Here is a 14,702-nt window from a genome sequence, read left to right as displayed (position 1 = left end):
GGTCCTTTTACACCGTTTCGATTTGCACATACTTTCTTTTCTGTTATAGTGTAACACGATTTTTCCCGGATTGTAAAGTTTTTCTAATAAATTAGCTCACGAAAATAACTCACGTTAATAAATCATTTTCTGGCTGTTTTCACAAATTTTCCCGGATATGGTCGATAAACTTCGTTGCGGCAAGGCTGAATGGCTGTTCTCTTTTCCAGGTAAAAACACTGCGGCAGATGATCGGCGGATCTAAGAATCGTCCGACAATCTCGTCTTCCTTCCATAGTTCGGAGACTCCCTGCACCGTAATGAGATACCCGAGTCCCTTCCGAACCATTTTTGCTCCATTTGTCGGCATATTACAGGTAAATCGGATGTTCAGCTTCTGATAATATGCTCCGAACCAGTTGGTAATTTCATTTTGCACATCCTGTCTTCTTGGCAGAATCAGCGGAAGATCTTTTAAATCTTCCGGATGTACGACTTCTTTTTGTGCCAGCGGATCATCCGGACGCATCAGCACCTGCTGCCGCTCCCCTTCTTTCAGACGCACAAACTCATATTTTCCCACATCAACCGGCTCCAGAAGCAGTGCAACATCCATCAGACCACGATCCATCTGCTCCTTCAATACATCTGCGGTTCCCGTCACCAGATCGAACGTCACGTTCGGATATTTTTGGCTGAAAGTTTCGATCAGATCTGCCAGAACATTCACAGACCTTGTCTCTCCGCATCCGATTGTCACACGTCCGTCGATCAGTGCTTCCTGCTCTGCCAGTTCTTTTTCTGTCTTATCAATCAGCCCGATAATTTCTTCTGCCCTGCGGCGCAGCAGGACCCCCGCATCTGTCAGCCGGATTCTCCTAGTTCCCCGTTCAAACAGGATTACCCCCAGTTCTTCTTCCATCTGGGACAGCTGACGGCTTAGGGTTGGCTGCGTGATATGCAGGACCTCTGCCGCACGGCTGATGTTTTCTTCCCGTGCTACGGCAAGAAAATAGCGAAGTACTCTTGTTTCCATATGTCTCCCTCTCGTTTTATTTGTTTCGTTTTTTATTTCTTTCCTGAAGCATATTTGAAAAAGGCTTTTTGCAAACTGCAGAAATGTTTTTCAAACACGCTTTGCTTTTGGGAAAGAATTTTCTTTCTTCTACTATATCGCTTTTTTTGTTTTCTGAAAAGAAAGTATTGATTCTTTTTTTCAAGTATGATACCTTGAAATTATTGCGTACAGAGGTTCTGCGTTAAACTTAACGAAAATTTTCTGTACCTGCTTGCTATCTGCAGAAATCCGAAATAAGCATATCTTTTCTTTTTTCTGATTTCTTACGATGATTTTTTTATTAGGAGGGTTTTACTATGGTTTCACTTTTGCTGCCTGTCATTTATCTGGCATTCATCAGTCTTGGACTGCCGGATTCCCTGCTTGGCTCTGCGTGGCCGGTCATGTACCAGGAACTTGGAACTTCCGTTTCCGCAGCCGGTATCATTTCCATGATTATCTCTGCCGGAACAATTGTTTCCAGTCTGAACAGTGACCGGCTGAACACACGGTTTGGCACCGGAAAGGTCACCGCTGTCAGTGTTCTGACAACCGCTGTGGCACTGTTTGGTTTTTCCATCAGCCATTCTTTCTGGGCCCTGTGCCTCTGGGGAATTCCCTACGGTCTCGGCGCCGGAAGCGTCGATGCCGCTTTGAATAACTACGTTGCGCTTCATTATAAGGCGCGCCATATGAGCTGGCTGCACTGCATGTGGGGTGTTGGCTGCAGTACCGGCCCTGTTGTGATGAGCTGGGCAATCAGTCACCTGAACTGGAACAAAGGATATCTCATCATTTCCATTTTCCAGATTGTGCTGACATTGGTTTTGTTCTTAAGCCTTCCTCTTTGGCAGAAACCTGCCGGAGCTGCCGAAGAGGATACCTCTGTTCCGGCGGAGCGGAGTTTTTCCAGTCTGATCCGTGTTCCTGGTGTCAAAGAGGTGCTGATCTGCTTTTTCTGTTACTGTGCAGTGGAATCTACTGCTGGCATGTGGGCTGCAAGTTATTGTACGCTGTTCCGCGGTATTGATGCACAGCGTGCCGCAAGCTGGGCCAGCCTGTTTTACATTGGTATTACCATCGGACGTTTTATCTGCGGTTTCGTTACCATGAAGCTGAACGATCAGAATATGATTCGTCTGGGACAGTTTTTCATCGCCGTTGGTGCGGTTCTGATGCTGCTGCCGTTTGGCGATTCCCTTCTGTTTATCGGCCTGATCCTGATCGGACTTGGCTGTGCGCCGATTTATCCTTCCATCATTCACGAGACACCGGCAAACTTCGGTGCCGACTTAAGCCAGGGAATCATCGGCATCCAGATGGCCTTTGCTTACGTCGGAACCTGCCTGATGCCGCCGGTTTTCGGTGTTCTCGGCCAGCATATTTCCTTCGGACTGTATCCGGTATTCCTGATGGCCATTTTGATTCTGATGGTTGTAATGGCAGAGCGGATGCACCGCGTAACGGCGGAAAAGAGAAATTCTTATAAAGCCAACTATTAATCCAATTATTCTGCAGCAGAATGGTCCCCTTGGATCAAACTCTGATATACTGCGTACAAAAAAGTACATCTGATCAGGTTACTCCCTGATCAGATGTACTTTTTGTAAATTTCGGAAATTTTTTCAAGCACGCTCCGCTTCAAACTCTTTCACCACATCCTCCAGCAGGTTTCTGATCTGCAGGTGCTGCAGACATACTTTCTCACATTTTCCGCATTTCACGCAGTCTGATGCCTTTCTGCCCGGTGCAGTATATACAAGATTGTGATAAGAAATACTGATACATCACGCCAATTTTCCTGTTTCATTCCTCAATCATGCCAAAGACATCTTCAATCTCGCCCATATACAGATAATGGAGATCGCCATCTTTATATAAAGTATCGCGCGTAAATTCCGGCAGATCTTCTTTCTCCATTCTGACCGCATAGATTTTTTTGCAGACAAAGGTCAGCTCTGCCTCTTCAAATCCAACCGCATTTCCCAGCATCTTCGGTGTCAGACTGGTCAGACTGATCTTATCCGGCACATCATTTCCCGATTTTGATCCCAGGATTCCAAGATCCTTCCGATATTTCTCTGGAAAAAAGCAGACCGTAAACTCGTCTTCCTTCTGCAGAATCTGATGCGTCCGGCGGCTTTCCCGGATAAATACGGTAATGATCTGCTTTCCTTTCTTTGGCGGTCCCCAGATCGTCCCCATCGTACCCCATCCGATCGTCATCGTATTATACTCCCTTGGCGTACCCGCAGTACACAAACCCCAGCGGTCATCAAAAATAGAAAACACATCATACTTTGCGGTTTTAAAATTCTCCATCGTAATGTTCATACTACATTCCCCTTTCGCTGATTTGCTTTGTTATCCTTAGCATACCGTACGGTAGTAACTACCGGGCAAGAACTTTTTTTCGAAGCCTTGAATTTTATAAAAACAGGGAATTTTTTTATTTTAGAAATAAGAATTGTATGTTATACTAATGAACGTTGCCACTCCCAGACAGGCAGAGAAGGGAGGGTTGACAGTGCAAGAACTATTCATTTCATTTTTTCTTTCCGTTATGGCAAGTATAGTAGCCTACTATATCTGCAAATGGCTGGACGGTAAGAAATAACTGGCAGCCAGCCTAAGGTTTAAGCCGCCTTGCCCAAAAGGCACAGAAAGCCCCACGAGTTGCAGCTCGTGGGGCTTTTGTTGACTTTGCAAGCCATTCATTTCATTGCCTATCGGCATTATAGCATATGAAAATTTAAAATGCAATATTCTTAAGTTTTAAAAATAAGATTTCTTTTTCATCTATTTTTCCACAACGCAAAAACCGGAATGCTTACACATTCCGGTTTCCAGCAGAGCGCGAGACGGGATTCGAACCCGCGACCCCAACCTTGGCAAGGTTGTACTCCACCCCTGAGCCACTCGCGCATTTATTAATTTTTATCTTGCTAAGTGCTCGCTGCACCTTACAAATGTTACTATACAGGAACTCCCCTCATTTGTCAATACCTATTTTCAATTTTTTTCAAAAAAAATCAAAAGTATCTACGATTCCCTCAATTTTCGCTCTCCATCAGACACCCGCACAGCTGTCTTCCCCCCACAAATTCACACCGAACCACCCTCCTGACGAATCCAGACTCCTTTCCATCCGTCCTCCCAACCCCACATGCTCACGCCGATCCGCCTCCTGGCGGATCCAGACGCTTTACCCCCGTCCCCACCGTCAGACCTCGCGTGGCTTCGTACCTGCGGTGCAGCGGGCGAGGTCGTCCGAGGTTGTCCGAGGTCGTCCGTATTCACCTCTACGCCTTCAGAATCGCGCTCAGCACATACTGATTATTTGAGAAGTTTTTCTGCGAAATATCCCCGAGTCTGATCAGGTCAACATCCAGCCACAGCTCCTCTGCTGCCACCATCATATTTGCAAACATAATCCCGAAATTCACCTCATCCCACTTCCGAAGCTTCTCCACACTGTGCTTCTTCGAGAAAATATGAATCCTGTTATCATACACCACAAATCTCCACGGCTGGCTGTTCATACTGGATGGCGACAGTCTCGCCGCTTCCAGCATCTGCGTCATCCACTGCCGCGGCACCTCTTTGAACACACAAAGATCCTCCAGCGGCAGTCTCTTTGCTTCACTTTGCCGTCTCGTATGCGAACCATGACTCTTACCAAAAGCGACGATCCCCACCAGCCGCTTTCCGTTCTTCTCAAGCTCCGCCTTTTTCACACGATTACTTCCGATAAAGCAGGTTCCCAGTCCGATACTGCACAGATACAGCACCATCTGTTCCATAATATAACCCACGTTCATCAGATATCGTTCTGACTCCTCCGAATAAAAAGCCATATAATACGGCGCCTTCACACTGAACATACTGAGCATTCTCTCCTGCCCTTTTCTGTTGTCCAGAATCGCCATATCCACACCGATGCCCGAAAACAGTGCCGGCATCTCCTTATAATGCTCCCAAATCTTATCCAAAGTCTGCGGCGGAAGCGTATCAAAACAATAATTCCTTACTGATTTTCTAACAAAAATAGCCTCATATAAATTCATACTCTCACCCTTACTTCATCTGCTATCCGTCTGTTTTTGTTACAGTTCACTGCTGAATGAACAGTAATATTTCTTTCATAGCCGGCCGCGGCCCGCTCCCCATTTTTACAGGAGCAAAGCCGCATTCCGAAAAATTTACGTTTAATCTTCCGCATTCGACAGAAATACGGAAATTCTCCCTCTTAATCGCAAATATTTTTCAATTTCCAGCTCATCCATTTTTACTCTGTAATAATATTGTAACATATCCAAAAACTTTTTCAAGGGAAAAACGCGCCAAATTTTGTATATTTTTCACACATATTTCCCATCAAATTTATGCAACTTTAAAACCTGTGCTTACGCTTCCGCGGTCAGCTTCTCCAACTCCTCCACATAAGAAGCAAACACATCCAGCGCCTCTTCCACCGGCTCCGGCTTCGTCATATCGACGCCGCAGATCTTCAAAAGGTCGATCGGATCCATCGAGCAGCCGCCGCTTAAGAACTGTTTGTACTTCTCCACGATACCCGGCTCCCCTGCCAGGATCTTGCTGCTGATCGCAATCGCCGCCGAAAATCCCGTTGCATACTGATATACATAGAACGGTGTATAAAAATGCGGAATTCTCGCCCATTCCAGCGCGATCTGCGGATCCGAAATCATATCCGGTCCGAAATACTCCTTGTTGATCGACAGATACAGCTCCGAAATACCGTCCGCCGTCAGCGTGCCTTCCTCTGCCATCTTCTCATGAATCCGCTTCTCAAACTCCGCAAACATCGTCTGGCGGAACACCGTTCCCTTAAACTGATCCAGGAAATAATTCAGCAGGAAAATCTTCTCCTCCTTTTCTTTCGCATGCTTCAGCAGATAGCGGATCAGCAGTGCCTCGTTGCAGGTTGATGCCACCTCAGCGACAAAGAGGCGGTACTCCGCATACGTAAACGGCTGTGTATGGTTCGAATACCAGGAATGCAGCGAATGGCCCATCTCATGCGCCAGTGTGAAGACCGAATCGATATTTCCGTTAAAGCTCATCAACACATACGGATGGGAATCGTAAGAACCCCAGGAGTAAGCACCGCTCTTTTTTCCTTCGTTCTCATAAACATCCACCCAGCGCTCCGAAAAGCCCTTGTCCAGCAGTGCCACATAATCATCCCCGAGCACGGCAAGCGCTTTCTTCACGATCTCGATCGCCTGCTCATACGTATATTTCTGCTCGTACTCTTTCGTCAGAGAAACGTAAACATCATACATATGAAGTTCATCCACACCGAGCAGCTTCTTACGCAGTGCCACGTAACGGTACATCGCCGGCATTTTTGCATGAATCGCCTCGAGCAGCTTGTCGTAAACCGAAACCGGGATATTTCCGCCATCCAGCGATGCAGCCAGTGCAGATGGATATTTTCTTACATCTGCAAAGAATGCGGCCTGTTTCAGATTGGCACCGAACGTTGCGGCGAGCATGTTTTTGTGTTTTTCATACTCTGCATAATACTTCTCAAACGCTTCTTTTCTGACCCGGCGGTCCTTGGACTGTAAAAATCCGACGAAGGTGCCGTGGCTCAGTGGAACCTGATTTTCCTCTTCATCCGTGACCGGCTGGAATCTGAGGTCTGCGTTCGAAAATGCCGAGAAAATCTGATCCGGGCTGGATGCCATCTCTCCGGCTTTTGCAAGAACCGCCTCCATCTCCGGCGAGAGAATGTGCTCTTTCTTGCGGAAGTTTTCTTTTAATATGCGATCGTACAGACGGAGCGGCTCATATGCTTTTTCAAATTCTGTAACCGTCTCCTCGTCAAGCTCCAGGATCTCCGGCTCTACGAAAGAAGAGGCATCCGCAAGAACAGCCATCATGCTGTCCATCTTTCCGGCATAGCCTTGATACTTCTGATTTCCCATATCCTGGTGATATTTCTGGCTTGCATAGACATACAGGCGGGAAAAGACGCGGCTGATGTCATCCAGACCGGAAAGAACGTCATACAGCGCTTCTGCACTCTCTTTCATTGTTCCCTGTTTTGCGCGGAACGCTTCTATTTTCTTCGCAAGCTCCTGCTCTGTTTTCTCAAATTCTTCATCACTACCAAACAAACTCGAAAGATCCCAGCAGTACGCCGGATCCATCTCTTCTCTTTTTTTCAGTTTAATTTCTGCCATATTTCTCCCTTCATCCATCTTTTTAGACGGAACCATTTCTGCGGTTTTTCTTCTAATACTAATGTGCCGCACTTACGCTTAGTTTACCACAATTTAACCTCTAAATCTAAAATTTTTTCTTAATTTTCTTGACAAATCCATAAACCGATTGTATGATTGTACTATCAAATTAATACAACAGTACAAAAGGAGTGAATGCCATATGCCATGGAATCTTGATTCCTCGCGGCCGATCTATCTGCAGATCATCGAGCGGGTACAGATGGACATCATCACCGGGCGCTATCAGCCGGGCGATAAGCTTCCGTCCGTCCGCGATCTCGCGCAGGAGGCCGCCGTCAACCCGAACACAATGCAGAAAGCGCTTTCCGAACTGGAACGCAGCGGACTGATCTATTCCCAGCGGACCAGCGGACGCTTTATTACCGAAGATAAGGAGTTGATTCATCAGATGAAAAAAGAACTTGCCGCCGCAGAAGTATCTGCTTTTGTTGCCCACATGAAACAGCTCGGCATAACCCCGGAGGAAATCCGGCAGCTACTTGCCGAAACGATTGAGGAGGAAGAAAATCATGAGTGAACTTGTAACGTGTAAAGACCTGACGAAGCGCTTCGGAAACCACACCGCGCTCGATCATCTCAACCTTTCCCTGGATTCCGGGAAAATTATCGGACTGCTGGGGCCCAACGGAAGCGGAAAGACGACGCTCTTAAAGCTGCTGAACGGACTGCTGACCCCGAGTGAGGGTGAAGTCCTCATCGCCGGAAATCATCCCGGTATTGAGACAAAACGGATCGTCTCCTATCTGCCGGATAAAATGTATCTCGGCAGCTGGATGCGCGTCTCGGATCTTTTAACGTATTACAGCGATTTCTTTGAGGACTTTGACATGTCCCGCGCCAATGCCATGCTGGAATCCTTAAAAATCAGCCCGAAGGACCGTTTGAAAACGATGTCGAAGGGAACGAAAGAGAAAGTCCAGCTCATCCTCACGATGAGCCGCCGCGCAAAGCTCTACTGCCTCGACGAGCCGATTGCAGGCGTCGATCCGGCAGCACGCGATTACATTTTATCTACGATTTTAAACAACTACGAACCAGACGCATCCATCCTCATCTCAACACATCTGATTTCCGACGTCGAAAATATTCTCGATGAGGTCATCTTTATCCAGGAGGGCCAGTTAAAACTGCACGCCTCGGTTGAGGATATCCGGATGCAGGAGGGTGAATCGATTGATTCTTATTTCAGGGAGGTATTCAAATGTTAAAAAAATGTCTGAAACATGAGTGGAAAGCATGCTGGAAAAACATGGCGCTGCTGAACGGTGCCGCCATTTTCATGGGCGCTCTCGGAGGCTTCGGATTCCTCTTTTCCCAGCTTTCTGAGCTGCCGGATCTGCTGATCGTCCTCTATCTGTTTGCGTACGTTTTGATTGTGATCGCCGCATCCGTCATGACACAGGTGCTGATGATCCAGCGCTACTATAAAAATCTTTTTACCGACGAAGGGTATCTGACCAACGTCCTTCCGGTATCGGCAACGGATCATATTCTCTCCAAAATGCTGGTTTTCGGCGCATGGAGCATCTTAAACGCACTTTCCGTTCTCGCTTCCTTCGCTTTTTTGCTTCTGCCGTCCGCAATCCGGTATTTTACCGCAAACACCCTGCTTTTTTACAACAAGACCATGACCTTTTCCAATTTTCTGTCCTATCTCTGGGCACAGATTACCGGTGTTGCCGATGCTGCTTTTTCCCTGATCGGCATCACGAACCACATCGGTATGGCACTGTTTTCCATCGTTGGCTTCTTCGCTTCGCTGTTCTTTGGCATTCTTCTGTTCTATGCCGCCATCAGCATCGGAAGCCTGGTATCCAGCCACAAAATTCTGACGGCTGTCCTCTCTTACATCGGCATGACTACCGTGATCCAGATCTTCGGCGGAATCAGCATCGTCCGTGTTTTCCAGGACTCCACACCGACTGCTGTGGTTACCACATCCTCGGTTTCCACACTTATCATCACCGTGGTGCTCTGCGTTGTTCTGTTCCTGATCTGCCGCTATATCTTAAGCAGACGGCTGAATCTTTCATAAAAATTGCATTAAAAAGCGCCGCCGCGGACGAACCGAATCGTCTGCGGCGGCGTTTTGTATGCATGTTCTGCACTTATGCCAGATGCCAGATATCCTCGTTGTACTGTGCAATGGTACGGTCGGAGGAGAAGAAGCCTGCTTTTGCGATGTTGATCAGGCACTTCTTGTTCCATGCATCTTTGTTCTCGTAGTCTTTGTATACTCTTTCTTTTGTCTTGATGTACTCTTTCAGGTCGAGCAGTGTCATGAACCAGTCTTTGTTCAAGATCTCTTTGTAGAGTCTCTCCAGGCAAACCTTGTCGCCGATAGCAAGAAGCTCATCGCTGACGATGAAATCAACCAGCTTTGCAATCTCCGGATCTTCGTCATAGATGTCTTTTGAGCAGTAAGCAGCATCTGCGTACAGGTCGATGACATCCTGCGGTTTCTTTCCGAAGATGTAGATGTTCTCTTTTCCGACAAGATCGCCAATCTCAACGTTTGCACCGTCTTCTGTTCCAAGCGTCAGGGCACCGTTCAGCATGAATTTCATGTTTCCGGTTCCGGAAGCCTCTTTGGATGCCAGGGAGATCTGCTCGGAGATATCTGCTGCCGGGATCACCTTTGCAGCTTTTGATACGTTGTAGTTCTCAAGCATAATCACTTTGAAGTACGGGCTTACCTCAGGATCGTTATCAATCAGCTCCTGCAGGCACAGGATCAGATGGATGATATCTTTTGCGATGATATAAGCCGGTGCAGCCTTTGCACCGAATACCATGGTGATCGGGGTTTTCGGCTTGTTGCCGCTCTTGATATCCATGTATTTGTAAATAGCGTACAGGGCGTTCATCTGCTGGCGTTTGTACTCATGAAGACGTTTTACCTGTACATCGATGATGGAATTTTCATCCAGCGCGATATTCTGTGTCTCATACAGGAACTGTTTGAGATCCAGTTTGCGGTTGTGTTTGATCTCCTCAAGTTTTGCAAGAACCTTCTTGTTGTCTTTGTATTTGAGCAGTTTTTCCAGCTCGTCGGCATCTTTTTTGAATCCCGGTCCGATCAGGCTCTCGATATACTGTGCCAGTTCACGGTTGCAGTGCAGCAGCCAGCGGCGGAAAGTGATTCCGTTTGTCTTGTTGTTGAATTTCTCCGGATAAATATCGTAGAACGGTTTCAGCTCGGAGTTTTTCAGGATCTCGGTGTGCAGTGCTGCAACGCCGTTAACAGAAAATCCGTAGTGGATATCCATGTGTGCCATGTGGACGCGCTGATCCTTGTCGATGATCGCTACTTTCTCATCTTTGTATTTCTTCTTTGCCTGTGCGTCCAGCTCGTGGATAATCGGCATCAGGTGCGGAACAACCTCCTCGAGGTAATCGATCGGCCATTTTTCCAGTGCCTCTGCCAGGATGGTGTGGTTGGTGTAAGCACAGGTCTTGCTTACAACATCGATGGCTTCCTGCATGGTAAAGCCTCTCTCCTGCAGCAGACGGATCAGCTCCGGAATGACCATGGACGGATGAGTATCGTTGATCTGGATCACAACGTGATCATACAGCTTATGCAGATCGTAGCCCTTCTGCTCGCACTCCATCAGGATGAACTGTGCGCCGTTGCTGACCATGAAATACTGCTGGTAGATACGAAGCAGCTGTCCGGCACGGTCGCTGTCATCCGGGTAGAGGAACAGTGTCAGGTTTTTCTGGATCTGATGCTTGTCAAAGTTGATGCTGTCTGATGGAACGATACTCTCGTCTACCGTATCTACATCGAACAGATGCAGACGGTTACAGCCATTGTTGTAACCCGGTACGTCGATATCATACAGGGTAGAATGCATCGTGAAGTTTTTATACGGAACTGCAAAGGATACCGGCTGTCTGACGAGCCAGCTCTCATTTGTGATCCATGGATTTTTCACTTCTTTCTGTTTGTGGTCGACCAGAAGCTGGCGGAACAGACCGAAGTGATAATTAAGGCCGATACCGTCTCCCGGCAGGCCAAGCGTTGCGATAGAATCAAGGAAGCATGCTGCCAGACGGCCGAGACCTCCGTTTCCAAGGGACGGCTCCATTTCCATCTCCTCGATCTCGGTCAGCTCTCTTCCGTGAGCTGCAAGTGCTTTTTCAACTTCCTCGTACATGCCAAGGTTAATCAGGTTATTGGACAGCAGTTTTCCGATCAGAAACTCTGCTGAAATATAATACAGCTTCTTACTTCCGGTGTTTCTTTTGCGACCTGCCATCTCCTGTTTGGTGATAACCATCAGGGCTTCAAAGATTTCGCTCTTTGTGCAGTTGTCCAGATCTCTTCCAAAACGCTCTTTTAAGATTGCCTGAATTCTTTCTTCCATTTTTTTCTCCTCGTATTGCTGTGGATAAATTCCCACAGTGTCATTTAGTTGCGCTGCCATTCCGGATTTCCTGCAATTGGCAGCTTTCGCAGTTCCATTCAAAGCTTTTCCCTGAATGGGACGGTTCACTTCTGAATCACTTTTGGGGGCAGCGAAACAGCAAATATTTTACTGCTGCGCGATCCGCGACTTCGTAGATTCCCTTACGACGAGTTCCCCATCGTATACTTTGCTGCAGGGTTCTTCTTTTCCTGAAATTAAGGAAAACAGCATCTTCGCCGTCTCTGCGGCAAGCTGCTCCACCGGCTGACGGATCGTTGTGATGCTGGGTATATAATACTCTCCTGCATCAATTCCGTCAAATCCGGCGACGGAAATGTCATCCGGCACGGTAAGCCCTGCCTCTTTTAAGGCACGGCACGCACCGATTGCCAGCGTATCCGCGGTGGCATACAGTGCGGAAAACTCCGTCTTTTTTTCCAGAATTTCTTTTGTTATCTTGTACCCTGTGGCGAAAGAATACGTGTCGTCCTCGTCATATGAAATACCAGATCAGGGTCATAAGGTATCCCATGATCCAGTAAAGCCTGGCGGTACGCATTCAGACGGAGGCGTCCGATACTGATGTCGTCCTCGCAGGCGGTAATGATGGCAATGCGCCGGTGCCCGAGACCACAGAGATAATCTACCATCTTATAGCTTTCCCTGTAGTCATCGACCGATACGCTCGCGCACGGTTTTCCTCCGTCTGAAACCGCCCCGATTGTACTGATCACGTACGGAACCGGGATCTGCGCCATTTTCTCATGCGGATGCGTAAAGTTTCCGCCGAGGAAAATGATGCCGCGCAGCCGTTTTTCTTTGACGATCTCGATCGCGGAGTCTACCTCATTTGCCTTTTCCTCTACTCGCTCAATAATGCAGGCGTATTTCTTTTTTCGCACAACCTCTTCAATCACACTGATCATGTTGTTGAAGAACATGTTGTCCATGCCTTTTACCAGAATGGCAATCGCTTTCGCATTCGACCGCTTCAGATTTCTGGCACTGTTGTTCGGTACGTAATTCGATTCGGCAATCACCTTTAAAATCATCTCTTTTGTTTCCGGGTTGATATCCGGATGATTGTTCATCGCTCTCGATACAGTACTCACGCCTACCTTACATTTGCGGGCAATGTCCCTGATTGTTACCTGTTCCATATTCTGCAGGCCTCTCCTTTAAACTCTGTACCTGTTCTGCCGGAATCTCTTCCGGCTTGTTTCTCCGGCCTGTTTTGCTTTCTTTCCAGCGCGTGTTTTTATTTTGCAATACGTGCTGTAATCTGTGTCAGCCGATAAATTCTCTTTGCCAGCTCCGGTGTAAACTGTTCTGGAAGCAGGCGCCATTTCCAGTTATTTCCAAGTGTGGACGGATAGTTGATTCTTGCCTCCGTGCCAAGGCCTAAAAACTCCTGCATCGGAGTGACAGCCAGATTTGCCACACTCTCCATTGACATGCGGATAAAATCCCACGGCAACTCCTCATCGGTACTCTTTGCATTTCCCATATACTCTTTGGAGAATTCGCGGTCTTCCTCACTCATGACATAATACCATCCAAGAATCGTATCGTTGTCGTGCGTTCCGGTGTAGACAACACAGTTTCTCTCGTAATTGTGCGGCAGATAATCGCTCTCCTCACGGGAGTCAAAAGCAAACTGCAGCACCTTCATACCAGGATAGCCGGACTCTTTTACCATTTCGATCACGCTCTCGGTAAGATATCCCAGGTCTTCTGCGATGACATCCACATCGCCGAGCTTTTCTTTGACGGTGTTGAACAGATCCATGCCCGGTCCTTTTTCCCAGTGGCCGCGCTCTGCCGTCTGATCACCGAACGGGATGGAATAATATTCATCAAATCCGCGGAAATGGTCGATGCGGACAGTATCGTACAGTTTAAACACGTGAGCCAGACGTAACAGCCACCATGCATAACCTGTGCTCTTATGATAGTCCCATTTGTATAACGGGTTGCCCCAGAGCTGTCCGGTTGCGGAGAACGCATCCGGCGGGCATCCGGCAACGGCTTTTGGCTGGTTGTCCTCATCAAACTGGAACAGAACCGGATTTGCCCAGGTGTCAGCGCTGTCAAATGCCACATAAATCGGAATATCACCGATGATACGGATACCCTTTTCATTTGCGTATGCCTTCAGTGCTTTCCACTGTTTCAGGAACATAAACTGCTGGAATTTGTAAAATGCAACCTCCTCGGCAAGTTCTTCCCGTTTCTGATTCAGTGCTGCTTCTTCTCTGTCCTTTAATTCTGCCGGCCACTCACTCCAGCTGATTCCGCCGAGTGCATCCTTAATCGCCATATACAGCGCATAATCTTCCAGCCAGTAACCATTTTCCGATACAAATGCATCATATACGTCATCTGCCGCAAATCTTTCAAATGCTTTTCTGAGTACTTTGAAACGGGACAGATAAATCTTTTCGTAATCAATATACTCTGCATTGTCGCCGAAATCGCACGCATCACACTCTTCTTCTGTCAGAAGTCCCTCTTTTACCAGGGTCTCCAGATCAATAAAATATGGATTTCCTGCAAAAGTAGAGAACGACTGGTACGGCGAATCTCCATATCCCGTCGGTCCAAGTGGAAGAATCTGCCAGTAGCTCTGGCCGGCCTCCTCCAGGCGATCCACAAATTCATACGCTTCTTTCGAAAAACATCCGATACCATATCGGGACGGCAGCGAAGCTACCGGAAGTAAAATACCACTTGCTCTCATTTTTAAACCCTTTCTCCTTGTCGTTTTTTCTATCCATCCGACCCCACAAATACATAATTCCTGTTCACGGATACGCAGCAAATTGTAACTTATACAGCCCTTCTAACCAGCTCATTTTGTTTCGTAAAAACAGGGCTGTCGGTATCTCGTCTGTATTTCCGGAAACGGTGTCGGTAACGTTTCCGGAACTCGTTATATTTACAATACCATACTCTGCATCAAAAAACAACCCC

At 47.4% G+C, this 14,702-nt stretch carries 12 protein-coding genes and 1 tRNA gene; 4 read left to right on the top strand and 9 right to left on the bottom strand.

Annotation, left to right across the window (positions count from 1 at the left end; translation table 11 throughout):
• Positions 1-139: 139 nt before the first annotated feature.
• The gene (locus DWZ60_RS02105; RefSeq protein WP_119221187.1) at positions 140-1,015 is read right to left on the bottom strand and encodes a LysR family transcriptional regulator; all 876 of its coding nucleotides are present in this window, start codon (positions 1,013-1,015) and stop codon (positions 140-142) included.
• A 338-nt stretch (positions 1,016-1,353) separates the two neighbouring features.
• On the opposite strand from DWZ60_RS02105, the gene DWZ60_RS02100 reads away from it, so the two are divergent.
• A complete protein-coding gene (locus DWZ60_RS02100; protein WP_055227985.1) occupies positions 1,354-2,538 on the top strand; it encodes an MFS transporter in 1,185 nt (394 codons plus the stop codon).
• Between the two features lie 304 nt (positions 2,539-2,842).
• Here the strand turns inward: DWZ60_RS02100 and DWZ60_RS02090 are convergent, their stop codons facing one another.
• From DWZ60_RS02090 to pepF, 4 genes are all read right to left on the bottom strand, one after another.
• Positions 2,843-3,370 (bottom strand): flavin reductase, encoded by a 528-nt coding sequence (locus DWZ60_RS02090; protein WP_117509337.1) that lies wholly within the window; start codon positions 3,368-3,370, stop codon positions 2,843-2,845.
• A gap of 519 nt (positions 3,371-3,889) precedes the next feature.
• A tRNA-Gly gene (locus DWZ60_RS02080) sits at positions 3,890-3,961 on the bottom strand.
• A 377-nt stretch (positions 3,962-4,338) separates the two neighbouring features.
• Positions 4,339-5,103, bottom strand: a complete 765-nt coding sequence (locus tag DWZ60_RS02070) for a nitroreductase family protein (RefSeq protein WP_022462268.1) — start codon at positions 5,101-5,103, stop codon at positions 4,339-4,341.
• Between the two features lie 339 nt (positions 5,104-5,442).
• Complete coding sequence (gene pepF, locus DWZ60_RS02065; protein ID WP_243038175.1) at positions 5,443-7,251, bottom strand: oligoendopeptidase F; 1,809 nt, start codon at positions 7,249-7,251, stop codon at positions 5,443-5,445.
• 202 nt (positions 7,252-7,453) lie between these two features.
• Between pepF and DWZ60_RS02060 the strand changes: the two genes are divergently transcribed.
• The 3 genes from DWZ60_RS02060 to DWZ60_RS02050 are packed head-to-tail and all read left to right on the top strand — an operon-like array spanning position 7,454 to position 9,349.
• Positions 7,454-7,831 carry a GntR family transcriptional regulator gene (locus DWZ60_RS02060; RefSeq protein WP_022462266.1) on the top strand — a complete coding sequence of 126 codons (378 nt, stop codon included), beginning with the start codon at positions 7,454-7,456 and terminating at the stop codon, positions 7,829-7,831.
• The gene (locus DWZ60_RS02055) at positions 7,824-8,522 is read left to right on the top strand and encodes an ATP-binding cassette domain-containing protein (protein WP_055227982.1); all 699 of its coding nucleotides are present in this window, start codon (positions 7,824-7,826) and stop codon (positions 8,520-8,522) included. Before DWZ60_RS02060 ends, DWZ60_RS02055 begins: the two co-directional genes overlap by 8 nt.
• Complete coding sequence (locus DWZ60_RS02050) at positions 8,516-9,349, top strand: hypothetical protein (RefSeq protein WP_119221185.1); 834 nt, start codon at positions 8,516-8,518, stop codon at positions 9,347-9,349. The genes DWZ60_RS02055 and DWZ60_RS02050 overlap by 7 nt, the downstream gene beginning before the upstream one ends.
• A gap of 73 nt (positions 9,350-9,422) precedes the next feature.
• Here the strand turns inward: DWZ60_RS02050 and DWZ60_RS02045 are convergent, their stop codons facing one another.
• The 4 genes from DWZ60_RS02045 to malQ all read right to left on the bottom strand — a co-directional run bounded on the left by DWZ60_RS02045 (position 9,423) and on the right by malQ (position 14,469).
• Positions 9,423-11,687, bottom strand: coding sequence for a glycogen/starch/alpha-glucan phosphorylase (locus DWZ60_RS02045; RefSeq protein WP_055227980.1), 2,265 nt, complete (start codon positions 11,685-11,687; stop codon positions 9,423-9,425).
• Between the two features lie 168 nt (positions 11,688-11,855).
• Positions 11,856-12,170 carry a substrate-binding domain-containing protein gene (locus DWZ60_RS19055; RefSeq protein ID WP_330422059.1) on the bottom strand — a complete coding sequence of 105 codons (315 nt, stop codon included), beginning with the start codon at positions 12,168-12,170 and terminating at the stop codon, positions 11,856-11,858.
• Positions 12,171-12,181: 11 nt separating this feature from the next.
• Positions 12,182-12,889 carry a LacI family DNA-binding transcriptional regulator gene (locus DWZ60_RS02040; protein WP_330422052.1) on the bottom strand — a complete coding sequence of 236 codons (708 nt, stop codon included), beginning with the start codon at positions 12,887-12,889 and terminating at the stop codon, positions 12,182-12,184.
• Positions 12,890-12,987: 98 nt separating this feature from the next.
• Positions 12,988-14,469, bottom strand: coding sequence for a 4-alpha-glucanotransferase (gene malQ, locus DWZ60_RS02035; protein WP_119221184.1), 1,482 nt, complete (start codon positions 14,467-14,469; stop codon positions 12,988-12,990).
• Positions 14,470-14,702 lie beyond the last annotated feature (233 nt).

It is taken from the genome of Blautia sp. AF34-10, from assembly GCF_003477865.1.
Taxonomy (GTDB): Bacteria; Bacillota; Clostridia; order Lachnospirales; family Lachnospiraceae; genus Fusicatenibacter; species Fusicatenibacter saccharivorans.
The sequence above is the reverse complement of the archived record's forward strand: the minus strand, read 5'-3'. Positions and strand labels throughout refer to the sequence as shown.

Coding starts and splice junctions, on each gene's coding strand:
- DWZ60_RS02105 (WP_119221187.1), bottom strand. CDS start 1,015: ATGGAAACAAGAGTACTTCGCTATTTTCTTGCCGTAGCACGGGAAGAA.
- DWZ60_RS02100 (WP_055227985.1), top strand. CDS start 1,354: ATGGTTTCACTTTTGCTGCCTGTCATTTATCTGGCATTCATCAGTCTT.
- DWZ60_RS02090 (WP_117509337.1), bottom strand. CDS start 3,370: ATGAACATTACGATGGAGAATTTTAAAACCGCAAAGTATGATGTGTTT.
- DWZ60_RS02070 (WP_022462268.1), bottom strand. CDS start 5,103: ATGAATTTATATGAGGCTATTTTTGTTAGAAAATCAGTAAGGAATTAT.
- pepF (WP_243038175.1), bottom strand. CDS start 7,251: ATGGCAGAAATTAAACTGAAAAAAAGAGAAGAGATGGATCCGGCGTAC.
- DWZ60_RS02060 (WP_022462266.1), top strand. CDS start 7,454: ATGCCATGGAATCTTGATTCCTCGCGGCCGATCTATCTGCAGATCATC.
- DWZ60_RS02055 (WP_055227982.1), top strand. CDS start 7,824: ATGAGTGAACTTGTAACGTGTAAAGACCTGACGAAGCGCTTCGGAAAC.
- DWZ60_RS02050 (WP_119221185.1), top strand. CDS start 8,516: ATGTTAAAAAAATGTCTGAAACATGAGTGGAAAGCATGCTGGAAAAAC.
- DWZ60_RS02045 (WP_055227980.1), bottom strand. CDS start 11,687: ATGGAAGAAAGAATTCAGGCAATCTTAAAAGAGCGTTTTGGAAGAGAT.
- DWZ60_RS02040 (WP_330422052.1), bottom strand. CDS start 12,889: ATGGAACAGGTAACAATCAGGGACATTGCCCGCAAATGTAAGGTAGGC.
- malQ (WP_119221184.1), bottom strand. CDS start 14,469: ATGAGAGCAAGTGGTATTTTACTTCCGGTAGCTTCGCTGCCGTCCCGA.